16 protein-coding genes and 1 tRNA gene are annotated in these 18,186 nt (G+C 72.5%); 3 read left to right on the top strand and 14 right to left on the bottom strand.

What is annotated here, in order from left to right:
• Positions 1-59 precede the first annotated feature (59 nt).
• The 11 genes from ilvC to A2CP1_RS09930 form a co-directional block, all read right to left on the bottom strand.
• The gene (gene ilvC, locus A2CP1_RS09980; protein WP_011421029.1) at positions 60-1,085 is read right to left on the bottom strand and encodes a ketol-acid reductoisomerase; all 1,026 of its coding nucleotides are present in this window, start codon (positions 1,083-1,085) and stop codon (positions 60-62) included.
• Between the two features lie 10 nt (positions 1,086-1,095).
• Positions 1,096-1,632, bottom strand: a complete 537-nt coding sequence (ilvN, locus tag A2CP1_RS09975) for an acetolactate synthase small subunit (RefSeq protein ID WP_012633227.1) — start codon at positions 1,630-1,632, stop codon at positions 1,096-1,098.
• A gap of 1 nt (position 1,633) precedes the next feature.
• Positions 1,634-3,340, bottom strand: a complete 1,707-nt coding sequence (gene ilvB / locus A2CP1_RS09970) for a biosynthetic-type acetolactate synthase large subunit (protein ID WP_012633226.1) — start codon at positions 3,338-3,340, stop codon at positions 1,634-1,636.
• 214 nt (positions 3,341-3,554) lie between these two features.
• A complete protein-coding gene (leuD, locus tag A2CP1_RS09965; protein WP_012633225.1) occupies positions 3,555-4,130 on the bottom strand; it encodes a 3-isopropylmalate dehydratase small subunit in 576 nt (191 codons plus the stop codon).
• Positions 4,130-5,572: a 3-isopropylmalate dehydratase large subunit gene (gene leuC / locus A2CP1_RS09960; RefSeq protein ID WP_012633224.1), complete on the bottom strand. Its 1,443-nt coding sequence runs from the start codon at positions 5,570-5,572 to the stop codon at positions 4,130-4,132. Before leuC ends, leuD begins: the two co-directional genes overlap by 1 nt.
• A complete protein-coding gene (locus A2CP1_RS09955; RefSeq protein ID WP_012633223.1) occupies positions 5,572-7,143 on the bottom strand; it encodes a 2-isopropylmalate synthase in 1,572 nt (523 codons plus the stop codon). The genes leuC and A2CP1_RS09955 overlap by 1 nt, the downstream gene beginning before the upstream one ends.
• Before the next feature lie 321 nt (positions 7,144-7,464).
• Positions 7,465-9,417 (bottom strand): threonine--tRNA ligase, encoded by a 1,953-nt coding sequence (gene thrS / locus A2CP1_RS09950; RefSeq protein WP_012633222.1) that lies wholly within the window; start codon positions 9,415-9,417, stop codon positions 7,465-7,467.
• 77 nt (positions 9,418-9,494) lie between these two features.
• Positions 9,495-9,566: transfer RNA gene (locus tag A2CP1_RS09945), tRNA-Val, on the bottom strand.
• 38 nt (positions 9,567-9,604) lie between these two features.
• Entirely contained in the window at positions 9,605-10,219 is a 615-nt protein-coding gene (locus A2CP1_RS09940; protein WP_012633221.1) for a CDP-alcohol phosphatidyltransferase family protein, read from the bottom strand.
• A gap of 6 nt (positions 10,220-10,225) precedes the next feature.
• Positions 10,226-10,993: a hydroxyacylglutathione hydrolase C-terminal domain-containing protein gene (locus tag A2CP1_RS09935; RefSeq protein ID WP_012633220.1), complete on the bottom strand. Its 768-nt coding sequence runs from the start codon at positions 10,991-10,993 to the stop codon at positions 10,226-10,228.
• Positions 10,990-11,397 carry a VOC family protein gene (locus tag A2CP1_RS09930; protein WP_280959890.1) on the bottom strand — a complete coding sequence of 136 codons (408 nt, stop codon included), beginning with the start codon at positions 11,395-11,397 and terminating at the stop codon, positions 10,990-10,992. The genes A2CP1_RS09935 and A2CP1_RS09930 overlap by 4 nt, the downstream gene beginning before the upstream one ends.
• A 63-nt stretch (positions 11,398-11,460) precedes the next feature.
• Here A2CP1_RS09930 and A2CP1_RS09925 point away from each other — a divergent pair, with 63 nt between their 5' ends.
• Both A2CP1_RS09925 and typA read left to right on the top strand, forming a co-directional pair.
• Positions 11,461-12,789 carry a DUF4388 domain-containing protein gene (locus A2CP1_RS09925; RefSeq protein ID WP_041450491.1) on the top strand — a complete coding sequence of 443 codons (1,329 nt, stop codon included), beginning with the start codon at positions 11,461-11,463 and terminating at the stop codon, positions 12,787-12,789.
• Between the two features lie 123 nt (positions 12,790-12,912).
• Complete coding sequence (gene typA, locus A2CP1_RS09920; protein ID WP_012633217.1) at positions 12,913-14,760, top strand: translational GTPase TypA; 1,848 nt, start codon at positions 12,913-12,915, stop codon at positions 14,758-14,760.
• 220 nt (positions 14,761-14,980) lie between these two features.
• Here the strand turns inward: typA and rplC are convergent, their stop codons facing one another.
• The 3 genes from rplC to A2CP1_RS09905 all read right to left on the bottom strand — a co-directional run bounded on the left by rplC (position 14,981) and on the right by A2CP1_RS09905 (position 16,925).
• The gene (gene rplC, locus A2CP1_RS09915; protein ID WP_012525932.1) at positions 14,981-15,691 is read right to left on the bottom strand and encodes a 50S ribosomal protein L3; all 711 of its coding nucleotides are present in this window, start codon (positions 15,689-15,691) and stop codon (positions 14,981-14,983) included.
• Between the two features lie 137 nt (positions 15,692-15,828).
• Entirely contained in the window at positions 15,829-16,209 is a 381-nt protein-coding gene (locus tag A2CP1_RS09910; RefSeq protein WP_012525931.1) for a response regulator transcription factor, read from the bottom strand.
• Positions 16,206-16,925 carry a sensor histidine kinase gene (locus A2CP1_RS09905; RefSeq protein WP_012633216.1) on the bottom strand — a complete coding sequence of 240 codons (720 nt, stop codon included), beginning with the start codon at positions 16,923-16,925 and terminating at the stop codon, positions 16,206-16,208. The genes A2CP1_RS09910 and A2CP1_RS09905 overlap by 4 nt, the downstream gene beginning before the upstream one ends.
• Positions 16,926-17,233: 308 nt before the next feature.
• Here A2CP1_RS09905 and rpoH point away from each other — a divergent pair, with 308 nt between their 5' ends.
• Positions 17,234-18,157, top strand: coding sequence for an RNA polymerase sigma factor RpoH (gene rpoH / locus A2CP1_RS09900; RefSeq protein ID WP_012633215.1), 924 nt, complete (start codon positions 17,234-17,236; stop codon positions 18,155-18,157).
• Positions 18,158-18,186: the final 29 nt, after the last annotated feature.

Genomic DNA, 18,186 nt, shown 5'->3' with positions numbered 1-18,186 from the left:
TGCGCCCGTGCGCGCGCGTCCCCTTCCCCTCGTGCGGGAAGGGGACGGCGCGACGGGTCCTAGCGGCTGCCCGGGTCCGACGAGTCCTTCTTCGCCTCGCGGATCCAGCTCATCATGTCGCGGAGGCGCTTGCCCACCTCCTCGATGGGATGAGCGGCCTCGGCGGCGCGGTAGCGGGCCATGGTGGGACCGCCCGCCTGGTTCTCGAGGATGAACTCCTTGGCGAAGTGGCCGCCCTGGATCTCCTTGAGGATCTTCCGCATCTCGTCCTTGGAACGGCCGTCCACCACCCGCGGACCGCGGGTGTAGTCGCCGTACTCCGCCGTGTCGGAGATGGAGTGGCGCATCCAGGCCAGGCCGCCCTCGTACATGAGGTCCACGATGAGCTTCAGCTCGTGGAGGCACTCGAAGTAGGCGCTCTCCGGCTGGTAGCCGGCCTCGACCAGCACCTCGAACCCGTTCTTCACCAGCGCCGCCGCGCCGCCGCACAGCACGGCCTGCTCGCCGAACAGGTCGGTCTCGGTCTCCTCCTTGAACGTGGTCTCGAGCACGCCGGCGCGGGTGCAGCCGATGCCGCGGGCGTAGGCGAGGCCGACGGCCTTGGCCTGGCCGGTCGCGTCCTGGTGGACCGCGACGAGGCCGGGGATGCCGCGGCCGTCCTGGTACTGGCGGCGGACCATGTGGCCCGGGCCCTTCGGCGCGACCAGGAGCACGTCCACGTCGGGCGGCGGGCGAACCTGCACGAAGTGGATGTTGAAGCCGTGCGCGAAGAGCAGCGCCTTGCCCTTGGACAGGTGCGGCGCGATCTCCTCGTCGTAGACCTTCTTCTGCGTCTGGTCCGGGATGAGGACCATGATCACGTCGGCCTCCTTCGAGGCCTCCGCGACCGAGAGGACGCGCAGCCCGGCGCCCTCGGCCTTGGCCTTCGACTTCGAGCCGGCCGCCAGGCCCACCCGCACGTCCACGCCGGAGTCGCGCAGGTTGAGCGCGTGGGCGTGGCCCTGCGAGCCGTAGCCGATGATCGCGACCTTCCGCTTCTTCAGGAGGTCGAGGTTCGCGTCCTTGTCGTAATAGATGGTCGCCATGTTCGTTCCTCTACTTCAGTGAGGGGGGAGCCAGCGTCTTGAAGCCCCGCTCGAGCGCGATGCGCCCCGAGCGGCAGAGTTCCTGGATGCCGAAGGGGCGGAGCCGCTCCTCCAGCGCGTCGAGCTTGCCGGCGGTGCCGCTCGCCTCCACCACCAGCGCGTCGGGAGAGACGTCCACGATCACCGCCTCGTAGGTCTCGGCCAGCGCCCGGAGCTCGGCGTGGTTCCGCTCCGGCGTGCGGATCTTCGCGAGCAGCAGCTCGCGCTCGATCAGGTCCTGGGGCGAGAGCTCGCGCACCTCCACCACCGGGACCAGCTTCTGGACCTGCCGGACCACCTGGTCCACCGGGCTCGAGGAGAGCCGGACCACGATGGTCATGCGCGAGTACTCGGCCCGCTCGGTCGGGCCCACGGTGAGGCTCGCGATGTTGTAGCCGCGCCGCGAGAACAGCCCGGCGATCCGGTGCAGCACGCCCGGCTTGTTCTCGACGAGGAGGCTGATGGTGTGGGTGGAGCCGTTCGGCTGCGGGGTCTCGGTCCGTTCCATGTCACTCACCGTCGATCATGTCGTTGAGGGGGGCACCGGCCGGCACCATCGGGTACACCTTCTCCTCGCGCCGGATCCGGACGTCCACGATGGTGGGGCCGTCCTGGTTCGCGAGCGCGCGGTCGATGACCTGGTCCAGCTCCTCCGGGGTCCGGGCGCGCAGGCCGAGGCACCCGTAGGCGTCGGCGAGCTTCACCAGGTCCGGGAGGTCGGCGAGCGGCGTCTCCGCGTACTTCTCCTCGTAGAACAGCTCCTGCCACTGGCGGACCATCCCCAGGAACAGGTTGTTCAGGACGAAGATCTTGATGGGCAGCCGGAGCTCCGACGCGGTGGCGAGATCCTGCAGCGTCATCTGGAACGAGCCGTCGCCGTCGATGCCGATCACCAGCGCGTCCGGGCGGCCGAGCTGGATGCCGATCGCGGACGGGAGGCAGAAGCCCATGGTCCCGAGGCCGCCGGAGGTGACGAACGTCCGGGGCTCGGCGGTCTTCCACCACTGCGCCGCGAACATCTGGTGCTCGCCCACGCCGGTGGTGACGATGGCCTTGCCGCCGGTCTTCTTCCAGAGCGTGTCGATGACGTACTGCGGGAGCAGCGGCTGCTTGGGATCCTGGCGGTAGCGGAGCGGGTGCTTCTCGCGCCAGTCGTTCACCCGCTTCCGCCAGGGCGCGAGGTCCGGGCGCCCGTGGTCGGCGAACGCGCGCCGCGCCTCCTCGTGGAGCTGCGGCAGCAGGCGCTTCAGGTCGCCCACCAGCGGCACCGTCGCGGTCACCAGCTTCGAGATCTCCGCCGGGTCCACGTCGAGGTGGATCACCTTCGCCTCGGGGGCGAACGTGGAGAGCTTGCCGGTGACGCGGTCGTCGAAGCGGGCGCCGAGCGCGATGATCAGGTCGGACGCCTGCACCGTGTAGTTCGCGAACCGCGAGCCGTGCATGCCGAACATGCCCAGGCACAGCGGGCTGGTCTCCGGGAACGCGCCCTTGCCGTGGAGCGTCGTCACCACCGGCGCGCCGAGGAACTCGGCGAAGGCGAAGACCTCCTTGTGCGCGTCGGCGGTACGGACGCCGCCGCCCAGGTACACCACCGGCCGGCTGGACGCGCGCATGAGCTGCGCGGCGTCCTTGAGCCGCGGCTCCTCGCGGACCGGCGGGTGGTAGCCGGGGATCTCCACCGTCTCCGGCCACTCGAACTCGAGCTCGGCGTTGAGGACGTCCTTGGGGATGTCCACCAGCACCGGGCCGGGCCGGCCGGTGCGGGCCACGTAGAACGCCTCCTTGAGGATGCGGGGCAGCTCGCGCACGTCGGTCACCAGCCAGTTGTGCTTGGTGATCGGCATGGTGATGCCGGTGATGTCCGCCTCCTGGAACGCGTCGGTGCCGATGAGGCTCGAGGACACGTTCGCGGTGATCGCGACCATGGGCACCGAGTCCATGTACGCGTCGGCGATCGCGGTCACGAGGTTGGTCGCGCCGGGGCCGGAGGTGCCCATGCACACGCCCACCTTGCCGGTGGCGTGGGCGTAGCCCTCCGCGGCGTGCCCGCCCACCTGCTCGTGGCGCACCAGCACGTGCTTGGGCCGCTCGACCCCGTACAGCGCGTCGTAGAGCGGGAGGATCGCGCCGCCCGGGATGCCGAAGAGGACCTCGACCCCCTCCGCGTCCAGGGCGCGCAGGACCGCCTTCGCGCCCGTCATCTTCTCCTTGGCCATGCCGTCACCTTCGATTCACGAGTGTTCGAGGGAGCTGCGCTGTCGTCGAAGCGGAACGCCGACGCACGACCCGGCGTCGCCGCCCGGGGGGGCGGCGACGGCGCGGACCGTGCGCGTCATACGGCCACGGCGCGGATGCCGCGGCCCGCGGAGCCGCGCGACGGCGCGGACGCGGCGGCGCCGCCGGGAACGGCGAGGCGCTTGGCGCCCTCGCTCACCGGCGGCCCCCTTCGAACGCGGCGATGTCCGCCTCCTGCGCGAGCAGGAAGCCGAGCTCGTCCACGCCGTTCAGCAGGCAGTAGCGCGCGAACCCGTCCAGCGGGAACTGCGCGGTGGACCCGTCGGGCAGCGTGACGGTCTGCGCCTCGACGTCCACGCGGACGCTGGCGCCGGGGGCGGCGAGCAGCTTCGCGTGGCTGGCCGCGTCGAGCACCACCGGGACGAGGCCGTTCTTGAGCGCGTTGTTGCGGAAGATGTCCGCGATGCGGGTGGAGATCACCGCGCGGACGCCGGCGTCCACCAGCGCCCAGGGCGCGTGCTCGCGCGACGAGCCGCAGCCGAAGTTGTCGCCGGCCACCAGGATCGAGCAGCCCTGGGCCTCCGGCCGGTTCATGACGAAGTCGGGCCTGGGCGCGCCGTCGGCGGCGTAGCGCCAGTCGGAGAACAGCGCCTTGCCGAGCCCCTTCTTGTCGGTGACCTTGAGGAAGCGGGCCGGGATGATCTGGTCGGTGTCGACGTTCTCGCGGGGGAGGACGACGGTGCGGCTCTCGATGACGCGGATCGGTTCCATCACCGGCCCTCCAGCACGCGGCGGGGATCGGCGACGGCGCCCGTCACCGCGGCGGCCGCGGCGGTGAGCGGGCTGGCGAGGAGCGTCCGCCCGCCGGGGCCCTGGCGCCCCTCGAAGTTGCGGTTCGACGTCGAGACGCAGTACTGGCCGGCCTGGAGGTTGTCGCCGTTCATGGCGATGCACATCGAGCAGCCCGGCTCGCGCCACTCGGCGCCGGCCTCGCGCACGATGCGGTCGATGCCCTCGGCCTCGGCGTCCTTCTTCACCCGGTGCGAGCCGGGCACCACCAGCGTGCGGGTCCGCACCTTGCGCCCCTTCAGCACCCGGGCCGCCTCGCGCATGTCCTCGATGCGGCCGTTCGTGCAGGAGCCGATGAACACCACGTCCACCTTCTGGCCGGCGATGGGCTTGCCGGGGACGAGCCCCATGTAGCGGAGCGCGGCCTCGAGGGTGGCGCGCGCGGAGGCGTCCCGCTCGGCGACCGGGTCCGGCACCAGGCCGGTGACGGCGATGCCCTGCCCCGGGTTCGTGCCGAACGTGATCATCGGCTCGAGCGCGGCGGCGTCCAGGCGGAGCTCGCGATCGTAGGTGGCGCCGTCGTCCGACGGCAGCGCGCGCCAGCGGGCCACCGCCTCGTCCCACGCGGCGCCCTTCGGCGCGCGGGGCCGGCCGGCCAGCCACTCGAAGGTGGTGTCGTCCGGCGCGACCAGGCCGGCGCGGGCGCCCGCCTCGATCGACATGTTGCAGAGGGTCATGCGGCCCTCCATCGAGAGCGCGCGGACCGCGGGGCCGAGATACTCGATGACGTGGCCGGTGCCGCCGCCGACCCCGAGCTTCGCGATGATCGCGAGGATCAGGTCCTTGGCGGAGAGGCCGGGGCCGAGCTCCCCGTCCACCCGCACCGCCAGCGTGCGGGGGCGGCGCTGCAGCAGGCACTGCGAGGCGAGCACGTGGCCGACCTCGGAGGTGCCGATGCCGAACGCGAGGGCGCCGAACGCGCCGTGCGTGGCGGTGTGGCTGTCGCCGCACACCACCGTCATGCCGGGCTGGGTGGCGCCCATCTCCGGGCCGAACACGTGGACCACGCCCTGCGCGTCGTCGCCGAGCCCGTGAAGCTCGACGCCGAAGTCGGCGCAGTTGCGCTCCATCTGCGAGACCTGCGCCGCCGCCTGCGCGTCCACGAACGGCCACCGCCCATCCGCGCCGCGGGGCAGCGTCGGGATGGAGTGGTCCATGGTGGCGAGCGTGCGCTCGGGGCGGCGGAGCTTCAGGCCGCGCTCCCGGAGCACCGTGAACGCCTGCGGGCTCGTCACCTCGTGCACGAGGTGCAGGTCGATGTAGAGGATCGCGGGCGCGTCCGGGGTCTCCGCGCGGACCACGTGCGCGTCCCAGACCTTGTCGACGATGGTCCTCGGCTGGCTGCCGTCGCTGCGCTTCGACATCAGGGCGTCCCCATCTCCGCGCGGGCCTCGCTCTCGGTGGGCGGTGGCATCTTCAGGGCGATCCGGTTGACCACGTCGAGGAACGCCCGCGCGCTGCCCTCGATGATGTCGGTGGAGAGCGCGCGGCCGCGGTACACGCCGGTCGGGTGCTCGACCTCGATGGAGACCTCGCCCTGCGCGTCCTCTCCGCGGGACACGCTCGCGATCTGGTAGTCGCGGAGCTTGAGGCTGATGCCGGTGACCTTCTCGATGGCGCGGTACACCGCGTCCACCGGGCCGTCGCCGGCCGCGGCCTCCTGGATCCGCTCGCCGGCGGCGGAGCGGAGCGCCACGGAGGCGCAGGGCAGCGTGCCGGTGCCGGAGGTGGTGGAGAGCGCCTCCAGCTCCCAGGCCACGCTCCCCTTCCCCAGGATCTGCCCGTGGACCACGAGCGCCTCGATGTCGGCGTCGTAGATGTCCTTCTTCTTGTCGGCCAGCACCTTGAAGTCGGCGAAGACCTTGTCGATCTGCGCCTCGTCGAGCTGGTAGCCGAGCGCGAGCAGCCGGTCCTTCAGCGCGTGGCGCCCGGAGTGCTTGCCGAGCACGAGCTGGCTGCGGGCGAAGCCGACCTCCTCGGGCCGCATGATCTCGTAGGTCTCGCGGTTGGTGAGCATCCCGTGCTGGTGGATGCCGGCCTCGTGCGCGAACGCGTTCTGGCCCACGATGGCCTTGTTCCGCTGCACGTGCAGCCCGGTCACCTGCGACACCAGGCGGCTGGTGGGGAAGAGCCGCTCGGTCTGGACGCCGGTGGTCACCCCGAGGACGTCGTGGCGCGTCTTGAACGCCATGACGATCTCCTCGAGGGAGGCGTTCCCGGCGCGCTCGCCGATGCCGTTGATGGTGCACTCGACCTGGCGCGCGCCCTCGAGCACGCCGGCCAGGCTGTTCGCGACCGCCATGCCCAGGTCGTTGTGGCAGTGCACCGAGATCACCGCCTTCTCGATGCCGCGGACGTGCTTGCGCAGGTAGCGGATGGTCTCGGCGTAGGTCGAGGGGAGCGCGTAGCCGACCGTGTCCGGGATGTTCACGGTGCCGACGCCCGCCTCGATGACCCGCTCGACCACCTCGGCCAGGAACTCGAGCTCGGTGCGGGCGGAGTCCTCGGCGGAGAACTCGACGTCGTCGAACTTCTCGCGGGCGAGCTTCACGCCGTCCACGGAGCGCTTGATGATCTCGTCCTTCGCGAGCTTCAGCTTGAAGTCGCGGTGGATGGGCGAGGTGGCGAGGAAGACGTGGCAGCGGCGCCGCGGCGCGTCGGCGAGCGCCTTCCAGGACGCCTCGATGTCGCCCTTGTTGCAGCGCGACAGGCTCGCGACGATCGGCCCCTCGACCTGCCGGCCGACCGCCTGGATCGCCTCCAGATCGCCGGGGGAGGCGGCCGCGAAGCCGGCCTCGATCACGTCCACGCCCAGATCCCGAAGGGCCCGCGCCACCTGGAGCTTCTGCCCCAGGTTCATCGACGCCCCCGGCGACTGCTCCCCGTCGCGGAGGGTGGTGTCGAAGATGGTGACCCTTTGGCCTGCGTCGCTCACGGTTTCGTCTCTCCTTCCGGGACCTTGACTCGGTCTGACCGGCTCGGCTGAAACGGGAACCGCGAAGGGTACCAGAAACGTCCGGCGATGTGTACCCATCGAACACCCGTAAATGGGCGTTCGACCGCACCCTGGCGGGCGTCGCCCATCGACACGCGCAGCGGGAGGGCCCCCGCCGCAGGCTGGGGAGGGGTGCAACCCCTCTCCGCGGGGACCTCGCGCGTGCCCGCGAACGCGGGCGCGCGAGGTCACGGGCCCCGCGCAGCAGCAGTGGGCCCCACCGAGCTCCGCTCGGCGGGCGAGGGCGCAGCCCTCGTCGGATCAGAAGGGCGCCGTCGCCTCGCGCGCCATCAGCTCGGCGAACGTCTCGAGCGGCATCGTCTTCAGGTCCTCGCCGCCGTGCCGGCGCGGCGAGACGCCCTTCGCCTCGACCTCCTTCTCGCCGACCACCAGCGTGAACGGGATCTTGGCGAGCTGCGCGTTGCGGATCTTCGCGCCGAGCTTGTCCGACGACGCGTCCACCTCGACGCGCCAGCCGCGCGCCTGCAGCGCCTCCCCCGCCTCGCGCGCCCACGCCTCGAAGCGATCCGAGACGGTCACCACCCGCGCCTGCACCGGCGCGAGCCAGGCCGGGAACGCGCCGGCGTAGTGCTCGACCAGGATCGCGACGAAGCGCTCGAAGGAGCCGTAGATGGCGCGGTGGATCACCACCGGCCGGTGCTCCTTGTTGTCCTCGCCCACGAAGGTGAGGTCGAAGCGCTCGGGCGCGGCGTAGTCGAGCTGGATGGTGCAGGTCTGCCACTTCCGGCCCAGCGAGTCCGTCACCAGCATGTCGATCTTCGGGCCGTAGAACGCGCCGTCGCCCGCGTTGAGCGTCCACTTCAGCCCGGTCGCGTCGAGCGACTTCCGCAGCAGCGCCTCGGCGCGGTCCCAGAGCGCGTCGTCGCCGATGCGCTGCTCGGGCCGGGTGGAGAAGGTGGCCTCGAAGCCCAGGCCGAACGCGCCGTAGACGACCTTCATCAGCTCGAAGATCCGCAGCACCTCGTCGGTGACCTGCTCCTCGCGCAGGTAGATGTGCGCGTCGTCCTGCTCGAACTGGCGCACGCGGGTGAGGCCACCCAGCGAGCCGGACGCCTCGTTGCGGTGGAGCGCGTCGGTGGTGAAGTAGCGGACCGGCAGCTCGCGGTACGAGCGCTTGTCCATCCTGTAGATGAGGTGGTGCGACGGGCAGTTCATGGGCTTCAGCGAGAAGCTGCACCGGTCCTCCAGCGGGAGCGCCGGATCCGACTCGCTGTCGACCACCAGGAACATGTTCTCCCGGTACTTGCCCCAGTGCCCGGAGGTCTCCCACAGCCGCTTGTTGAACAGCAGCGGCGTCTTCACCTCCTGGTAGCCGTTCTTCAGCACCAGGCGGCGCATCGCGTCCTCGAGCACGTTGTAGAGGACGGTGCCGGCGGGCAGCCAGAACGGCGCGCCGGGCGCGAACTCGTGGAACGTGAACAGCCCGAGCTGCGGGCCGAGGCGGCGGTGGTCGCGCTTCTTCACCTCCTCGAGCTTCGCGAGGTGCGCGTCCAGCTCCTTCTTGTCGAAGAAGGCGGTGCCGTAGATGCGCTGGAGCATCGCGTTCTTCGCGTCGCCGCGCCAGTACGCGCCGGCCACGTTCAGCAGCTTCACGACGCCGATGCGCCCGGTGGACGGCCCGTGCGGCCCGAGGCAGAAGTCCACCCAGTCGCCGTGCTTGTAGAGCGTGAGCGTCTTCGCGCCCTTCGCGGCGATGTCCTTCACGATCTCGACCTTGTAGCGCTCGCCCATGCCCTCGAAGAGCGCCAGCGCGGCCTCCATCGAGATCTCGGAGCGGACGAACGGCAGGTCGGCCTTGATCGCCTCGTTGGTCGCCTTCTCGATCCGCTCGAGATCCTCGGGCGTGAACGGGGTCTCGCGCGCGAAGTCGTAGTAGAAGCCGTCCTCGATGGCCGGGCCGATGGTGACCTGGGTGCCGGGGTAGAGCTTCTGCACCACGCTCGCCATCACGTGCGCCGCGTCGTGGCGCGCGACCTCGAGCGCCTCCGGGTTCCTCGTGGTGACGATCTCCAGCCGCGCGTCGCGCTCGATGGCGCGGGAGAGGTCCACCGGCTCGCCGTCCAGCCTGGCGAAGTAGGCCGCCTTCGCGAGGCCCGGGCCGATCTGCCCCTTCACGAAGTCGATCACCGGGGTGCCCCGCGGCGCCTCCTTCTGGCTGCCATCCGGGAGCGTCACCTTCACGAGGTCGGACATGTCGGTATGCCTATCTGCGGTCGAAAAAAAAGGCCAGCCTGGCGGCTGGCCCTCGGTGGCGGGGGACGCCCGCGATGTGGGCACGGCTGGGATCGAACCAGCGACCCCCTGCGTGTCAAGCAGGTGCTCTACCACTGAGCCACGCGCCCTTCGATGAGGCGCGGTTATAGCCGAACGGGAATCGGTGTCAACGGCCGGGCGCGCGCGCGGCGCGCAGGAAGAACAGGAAGTACTGCGCGAACGAGACCGTCACGCACAGCGCCGCCAGCAGCCCCAGGGCGGCCACGTACGGCTCGACGGCGCGGCGCGGGTAGCCGCCGTAGTCGCCGGCGAGCGCGGTGAGCACGGTCGCGGCGAGCGCGAAGGTGGCGTACTTGCCGATGCGGGTGGGGGCGACCGGGATGACCCGGTGGACGGTGCGCAGGAACGCCGCGCCGGCGAGCTGCGCCAGGTCGCGGGCCACCACCAGCGCCGGGAGCCACGCCGGCAGCCGGCCGGTGGCGGCCAGCGCCACCAGCGCGCACGCGGCCAGGAACTTGTCGGCGATGGGATCGAGGAACGCGCCGAGCCGGGTGCGCTGCCGGAGCGCGCGCGCCACCAGCCCGTCGAGCACGTCGGTCGCCGCCGCCGCCGCGAACGCGGCCAGCGCGCGGGGCCGGTCGCCGCCCACGTAGAGGACCAGGAACGCGGGCGCGAGCGCGATGCGCAGCGCGGTGAGCGCGTTCGCGAGGTTCACCGGCGAGCCCTCGTCCTCGGCCGGGCGGGGCTCGTCGTCGAGCGGGCGCGGGGGCGGGACGCTCACGACGCCTCACGCCCGGTCGCGCAGCGCGCGCAGCGCCACGAAGCGCCGCACCGGGCCGGCGGCCGCGGCGGCCGGGTCGGCGCGCGCCACCGCGGCGGCCACGCCGGGCGCGTCGAGCCGCAGGAACGGGTTGACCGCGCGCTCGCCGGCGAGCGTGCCGGGCGCGGGCTCGCGCCCGGCGGCGTGCGCCGCCTCCACCTCCGCCAGCCGCGCGCGCGCCGCCGCGCCGTCCGGCTCCAGCGCGAGCGCGAACGCGAGGTTGGGCGCGGCGTAGTCGTGGCCGGGGTGGACCTCCAGCGCGCCGTCGAGCCGCGCGATGGGGCCGAGGAAGCTCTCCGCCAGCCGGGCGGGATCGCCGCCGTGCCGGCAGTTGCCGCACCCGGCCCAGAACAGCGTGTCGCCGGTCAGCAGCCGCCCCTCCCACTCCAGCAGCACCGAGCCCGGCGTGTGGCCCGGGACCGGGTGCACCCGCAGCGCGAGCGCCCCGAGCGCCACCTCGGCGCGGCCGGCCAGGTCCACGTCGGGCCGGAAGCGCTCCGCGTCGCCGCCGTGCCCGAGCACCCGAGCCCCGAGCGCGCGCGCCACCGCGGCGGTGCCGCCGGTGTGGTCGGCGTGGCCGTGCGTGTGGAGGATCCAGCGCGGGCGGACGCCGTGCGCGGCGGCGAGCGCGAGCGCGGCGTCCGGATCGCCGGGATCCACCAGCGCCGCGTCCCCGCCCGCGGCGAGCAGGTAGGTGTAGTTGTCCTTCCCGTACCGGCGGCGGTCGAAGGTCACGGCCGCTCCCCACCCGCGGCGTCGTGCGGGTGGTGGCTGAGCCCGATGCGGTTCCCCTCGGGGTCGAGCACGTAGATGGTCCAGCGGGTCCGGTGGACCACCTGCACGCCCGCCTCCTCCAGCCGGTCCTCCCAGGCCCACCGCTCGTCCGGCCCGATGCGCAGCGCCACCAGGTGCAGCCCCGGCTTGCCGTCGCGCCAGGGGCGCGGGGCCGGCGCCTCCTCGGCGCGCTCCAGCGCCAGGAACTGCCCCTCCCCGAGCGCGAGCCACACGCTCCGGTCGCCCCCGCCCTCCTCGCGCGGCCAGCGCCTCAGCACCTCCAGGCCCAGCACCTCCCGGTAGAACCGCTCGCAGCGGGACAGGTCGGCGCACTGGATGGCGAGGTGGTGGAGCGCGGGCGGCACGCGCGGAGGGTAACCCCTCGCCCTGGCCGGACGCCACCACACCCGTGATAGCCTCGGCGGGCCGTGAACCCCTCCCCCTTCCCCAGGCGACTGCTGGTGCTCTCCGAGGACGCCGCGCTGGCGGGGCTCGTCGCGGGCGCGGCGGTGCGGCTGGGCGCGGCCGCCGAGGCGGTCGGCAGCGGCCGGGCCGCGCTGCAGGCGCTGGCCCGCGGCGGCGCGCGCGCGGCGGTGCTGGACCTGCCGGTTGCCGACGTGGGCGCGGGCGAGCTGCTCGCGGCGTTCGGGCGCGCGGGCGTGCCGGCGCTGGTGGTGTCCGGCGTGTACCGGGGGCGGCAGGGCGAGGCGGCGCTGCGCCGGCTCGGCGCGCGCGAGGTGTTCGAGAAGCCGTTCGACGTGGACGCGCTGGCGGCCGCGGTGGCGCGGCGGCTCGGGAAGCACGGCCCGTCGCCCGCGCCGGAGGAGGCGCCCGACGAGGTCACCGGGGCGCTGCCGCTCCCGCCCGGCGAGGGCGATCCCGCGCCGCTCGCGGCGCCGCCGCTGCCCGCGCTCGACCTGCCGCCGGCCGCCGCGCGCCCGGCCCCGCCGGCGGCGCACGACGCGTTCCTCACCCCGCTGCCCGAGACGCGGCACGCCCGCGCCACCGCGCCCGAGGCGGCGCCGGCGTCTGCCGGCGAGCTCTCCGCCACGCGGGTGCCGCGCCTCCTGGTGGCCCTGCACGTCGGCCAGGCCAGCGGCGCGCTCACGCTCGCGCGCGGGCCGGTGCGCCGCATCGTGGTGGTCGAGCGCGGCGCGCCGGTGTACGCGGCCTCGAATGTGGCGGCGGAGCGCTTCGGCGCGGTGGCGGTGCGCCGCGGCGCCGTGACCGCCGAGCGGCTGGAGGCGCTCCGGCGCGCCGCCCCGCCCGGCGCGCGCACCTCGGACCTGCTGGTCGAGGCGGGCGTCATCACCCCCGACCAGCGGGTGGAGCTGCTCACCGGCCTGGTGCGCGCCGTGGCCTGGTCCACCTTCGAGTGGCGCGACGGCACCTACGCGTTCCAGCACGGCCGCCCGCCGGCCGGGCGGGTGCCGCTCCGGCTGGATCCGGCCGAGGTGATCCTCGACGGCATCCGCCGCACCGCCTCCCCCGAGCGGCTGCGCGAGGACCTGCCCGGCGCGGCGCACCTCGCCCCGGTCCCGGATCCCGCCTTCGAGCTGTACGCGCTGCGGCTGCGGCCGGAGGAGGCGCGGCTCCTCGCGCTCGCCGACGGCACCAAGAGCGTGGACGACCTGCTGCGGCTCACCGAGCTGCCGGCGCGCGACGCGCGCGCGTTCCTGGCCGCCTGCCGCACGCTCCGCGTGCTCGACGAGGTGGAGCGCGTGCTCGCGTCGACCCGCCGGATCGGCTTCATGTAGCGCCCGCGCCGGCCTCGTCCGCGGCGCGCCGCGCTTCCCCTTGCCCGCGCGGCATCAAAGGACTATAAGTTCCGGCCCTTTGCAGGCCGGCGTCCGTACCGGCCCTTTCCAGGCCGGAGCCCAATGACCCCCCGCGAGCAGATCCGCAACGTGGCGATCGTCGCCCACGTCGACCACGGCAAGACCACCCTCGTCGATTTCATGCTGCGCCAGGCCGGCGTGTTCCGGGCCAACGAGCAGGTGGTCGAGCGGGTCATGGACTCGAACGACCTCGAGCGCGAGAAGGGCATCACCATCCTCGCGAAGAACACCGCCGTCACGTACCAGGGCGTGAAGATCAACATCGTGGACACGCCCGGCCACGCCGACTTCGGCGGCGAGGTGGAGCGCGCGCTGCGCCTGGTCGACGGGGTGCTGCTGCTGGTGGACGCGGCCGAGGGGCCGCTCCCGCAGACCCGCTTCGTGCTCTCCAAGGCGCTCTCGATGGGCCTGCCCTCGGTGCTGGTCGTCAACAAGGTGGACCGGCAGGACGCGCGCGCGAAGGAGGTCCTCGACCTCGTCTACTCGCTCTACATCGACCTCGGCGCGAACGAGCGGCAGATCGACTTCCCGGTCATCTACGCGATCGCGCGCGAGGGCAAGGCCGCCCACACCGTGCAGGGCGCGTTCGCGGCGGAGTCGCTGAAGCCGCTGTTCGACGCGATCCTCACCCACGTCCCGCCTCCGCCCGCCGGCGAGCGCGAGACGCTGCAGATGCTGGTGGACAACCTCGACTACGACGACTACGTGGGCCGCCTCGCCATCGGCCGGGTCGCCTCCGGCCTGGCGCGCGAGGGCATGGCCATCTCGGTGCTGCGCGAGGAGGGCAAGGTCGTCCCCGCGAAGATCGTGCGGCTGTACGCCTACGACGGCCTGAAGCGCGTCGAGGTGAAGGACGCCGGCCCGGGCGAGATCGTCTGCATCGCCGGCGCCGAGGAGATCGGGATCGGCGACACCATCGCCGACCCGGCCGCACCGGAGGCGCTCCCGCGCATCAGCGTGGAGGAGCCCACCATGTCGATGGTCTTCAAGGTCAACGACGGGCCCTTCGCCGGACGCGAGGGCAAGTACGTGACCAGCCGCAACATCCGCGAGCGGCTCTACCGCGAGGCGTACCGCAACGTGTCCATCCGCGTGGAGGACACCGACACCCCGGACGCGTTCAAGGTGGTGGGCCGCGGCGAGCTGCAGCTCGCGGTGATCGTCGAGAACATGCGGCGCGAGGGCTACGAGGTCACCGTCTCGAACCCGGAGCCGATCCTGAAGACGGTCGAGGGCGAGGTGCACGAGCCGATGGAGCTGCTCGTGTGCGACCTGCCCGACGACGGCGTGGGCGGCGTCACCCAGAGCATGGGCTCGCGCAAGGGCCGCATGGTGGACATGCAGCCGCTCGGCTCGGGCCGCACGCGCCTCCAGTTCCGGGTGCCCGCCCGCGGCCTGATCGGCTTCCGGGGCGACTTCCTCACGCTCACCCGCGGCGAGGGCATCATGTCCTCGCAGTTCGACGGCTACGAGCCGTGGCAGGGCAAGATCGAGAAGCGGAAGAGCGGCGCCATCGTGGCCGACCGGATCGGCGACGTGGTCGCCTACGCCTGCTTCTACGCGCAGGAGCGCGGGGCGCTGTTCGTGAGGCCCGGCGACAAGGTGTACCCGGGCATGATCGTGGGCGAGCACAGCCACGACAACGACCTCGACTTCAACATCTGCAAGGAGAAGAAGCTCACCAACATCCGCGCCGCCGGCCGCGACGAGAACGTCATCCTGACGCCGCCGCGCGAGCTGAGCCTGGAGGCGGCGCTGGAGTGGATCGCCGAGGACGAGCTGGTCGAGGTCACGCCGCAGTCCATCCGGCTGCGCAAGAAGTTCCTCGACCCGACCGCGCGCTACAAGATCGAGCGCGACCGCAAGCGCGGCCAGGCCGAGGCGTCGTAGCCGGCCGCCCTCCTCCCCTCCCCGCAGCACCGACGCCGCCCGGCCCCCGGGCGGCGTTCGTCGTTCCGGGCCCGCGCTCGCCCCGGCGGCCCGCCGTCCGCGCGGCGCCGGCCCCGCGATCCTCCCGGCGCGGCGCGCCGGACGGCGGCCCGGAAAGCGAAACGCGCCGCCCGGTCTCCCGGACGGCGCGTCGTGTCCTGCGGCGCTGCCGCGAAGCCGGCTACACCTTCGGCTTGGCGCGCTCGCGGACCTCCTGCTTCTGCTTGATCCGCGGCTGGCCCTTCGCCGCGGTGTTCACGAACAGCAAGCCGTCGGCGTGGCCGGGGACCGCGCCGGACACGAGCAGCACGTTCTGCTCGGCCTCGATGCCGACCACGGTCAGGTTCTGGATGGTGACGTTGTCCACGCCGTAGTGGCCGGGGAGGTGCTTGCCCTTCCACACCTTGCCCGGCGTCTTGCGCTGGCCGATCGCGCCGACGTGGCGGTGGTGCTCGTGCGCGGTGGAGCTGTCGCGCGCGGCGCCCTTCATGTTCCAGCGCTTCATGACGCCGGTGAAGCCGCGGCCCTTCGTGACGCCGGCGACGTCGATCCGCTGGTTCGCCTTGAAGACCTTGTCCACGGTGAGGACGTCGCCCGCCTTGAGGTCGCCGAGCTGCTTGGCGTCCTTCACGCGGATCTCCTTCACGTGGCGGAAGATGGGCGTGCCGGCCTTCTTGAAGACGCCGACCTCGGGCTTGGAGAGGCGGTGGGCGTGCTTCTCGTCCACCACGCCGAAGCCGATCACGACGGCGTCGTAGCCGTCCTTCTCCGCCGTCTTGCGCCGCACCACCGTGCACGGGCCCGCCTCGAGCACCGTCACCGGGACGCAGTCACCCTCGGGGGTGAAGATCTGCGTCATCCCAACCTTCTTCGCCAGCAGTCCCGTCGACATGAGCACCTCGCATTGGTCCGCCGCGCGTCGGATGGCCGCGGAGGACGTGCCTTGGAAAGGGTGGGCTTTCTACCCGCCGGCGCGCGTGCTGTCAAGCGAAGCCCGCGTGGCGCGGGGGGTTTTGGCCGCCGGCGCGGCTACCCTGGCATCGCCTGGCCGGCCATGTCGGTGACCTGCGCCAGCAGCGCGTCGATGTCGAAGGGCTTCGCCAGGTAGCCCTGGGCGCCCACCGACGCCGCCTTCTGCGGGTTCCCGTCGGCCGAGATGACGACGATCGGGATGCGCGCGGCCCCGTTCCGCCGCTGGCGGAGCGCCTGCGCGAACGCGAGCCCGTCCATCACCGGCATCATCAGGTCGAGGAGGATGATCGACGGCTCCTCCTCGGCCACGCGGTCCAGCGCCTCGAGGCCGTGCCGTGCGCGCGCCACGCGATACCCCTCGCCCTCGAGGATGTCGCAGATGGCGTCGAGGATGTCGGGATCGTCGTCGACGACGAGGACCAGCGGATGTTCGTTCATGGCAACGGCGGCGATGCGGGGCGCGCAGTATACGCTCCGGCTCCGGGAAGGGTGAGCACGAATGCTCCCTCCTCCACCGAGAGCGTCCCGCCCAGCGCCGCCGCCGCCCTGCGCGCTGCGGGCAGCGCGAGCGCCCTGCCCTTGGGATCCCCGGCAGCGCCCTTTCTCGGGTCTTCGAGCGCGCCCGGACCGGCCTCGGCGCCGCTCACCCGCAGCATCGCCCGGCCCCCGTCCAGGCGGGCGCTCACCCGCACCGGCTCGCCGTCGCGCCCCGCCGCCGACACCAGCGCGTCGAGCACCCGCTCAAGGAGCCCGCGATCGGCGCTCACCGCCAGCGCCGCCTCGACGCCGTCCAGCGACACCTCGCCGACGTCCGCCGGCCGGTGGCCCGCGGCGTGCTCCAGCGCGTCGCGAAGCGCGATGGCCTCGGGCCGCACCGGGAGGCCGCCCACCTCCAGCCGCTCGCACAGGAAGTGATCCTCGACGAGCTGGCGCACCCGCCCCAGCGAGCGCAGGCACATCGCGGTCAGCTTCTCGCCCCGCGCCCCGCCGCGCTCGGCGGCGCTCATGCGCGCCAGCAGCTCGGCCGACCAGAGCGCAGTCGAGAGCGGGTTGCGGACCTCGTGCGCGACGAAGCCGAGGTAGCCCGAGCGCTCCTCGGCATCCGCCGACGCACCCTCGCTCGCCGTCCGTTCCGTTCCGTTCTTCGCCGACATTCGCGCGTCCGCCTGGCCGCCTGGCCGCCCCCTGGGGATAGCCATCACAGGTTGCGGAGGGTACCGCCCATCCGCAAGGGGGTCGCAGGCACCCTGGATCGGGTGCTTGCAATTCTTACAGCCGAAAAACCCAACAGGGCAGGCTTCTCGTGGTGACCATGTAAGAATTATAGGCTCCGGCCGGGCTGGCGAGCCGCAGCCCTCCAGGCAACCACTCAGGATCACGGCCGAAAGGCGCTTGACCCCAGACGGCACATGGGTTGCTTAGGGGCCTACTTGCTGCCACCGCCACGCACCATGGAGGTCCGATGAAGCGCCAGAGCGTCCCCGGTACCGCGAGCTCCCTCGAGGTCTACCTCTCGGAGATCAATCGGTTTCCGCTGCTGACGGTCGAGGACGAGCAGCGGCTGGCCCGGCAGTACTGCGCAGATCGCGACACCCGCGCCGCCCACCGGCTGGTCACCGCGAACCTCCGCTTCGTGGTCAAGGTCGCCTACGAATACCGCTCCTACGGGTTCCGCATGGCCGACCTCATCCAGGAGGGCAACATCGGCCTGATGAAGGCGGTCCAGAAGTTCGATCCGGACAAGGGCATCCGCCTCATCTCGTACGCGGTCTGGTGGATCCGCGCGTACATCCAGAACTACATCCTCAAGTCCTGGTCGCTGGTGAAGCTCGGGACGACGCAGGCGCAGCGCAAGCTGTTCTTCTCGCTGGCCCGGACGAAGCGCGAGCTCGACAAGCGCTCCCAGGAGCACGGCGCCGACTCCGACGGGCACGACGCGAACAAGGTGGCGAAGAAGCTCCGCGTGAAGCCCGGCGAGGTCCGCGAGATGGAGCAGCGGATGGAGGGGCGCGACCTGTCGCTCGACGCGCCCATGGGCGACGACGGTGGCTACTCCCACGTGGACTTCCTCCCCTCCGGCACCGCCTCGCAGGACGACGAGCTGTCCGGCGTGCAGGAGCAGAAGGTCGTCTCCGGCCGGGTCGTCGAGGCGCTGGGCCGCCTCGACCAGCGCGAGCGCTACATCATCGAGATGCGCGTGATGAGCGACCGCCCGCTCACGCTCAAGGAGCTGGGCGAGCACTTCGGCTTCTCGCGCGAGCGCGCCCGGCAGCTCGAGATCCGCGCCAAGGAGAAGCTGAAGGAGGAGCTGCGCGCGCTCGCGACCGAGATCGACTGGCCCACCGACGGCGCGCCGGTGGACATCGACGACCGCGCGCTGGCCTGACCGCGGGCTCGCCCGGCCCTGGGCCGCCC

Origin of the sequence: Anaeromyxobacter dehalogenans 2CP-1 (assembly GCF_000022145.1) — a bacterium.
Lineage (GTDB): Bacteria > Myxococcota > Myxococcia > Myxococcales > Anaeromyxobacteraceae > Anaeromyxobacter > Anaeromyxobacter dehalogenans.
This window is presented reverse-complemented; position numbering and strand designations above follow the sequence as displayed.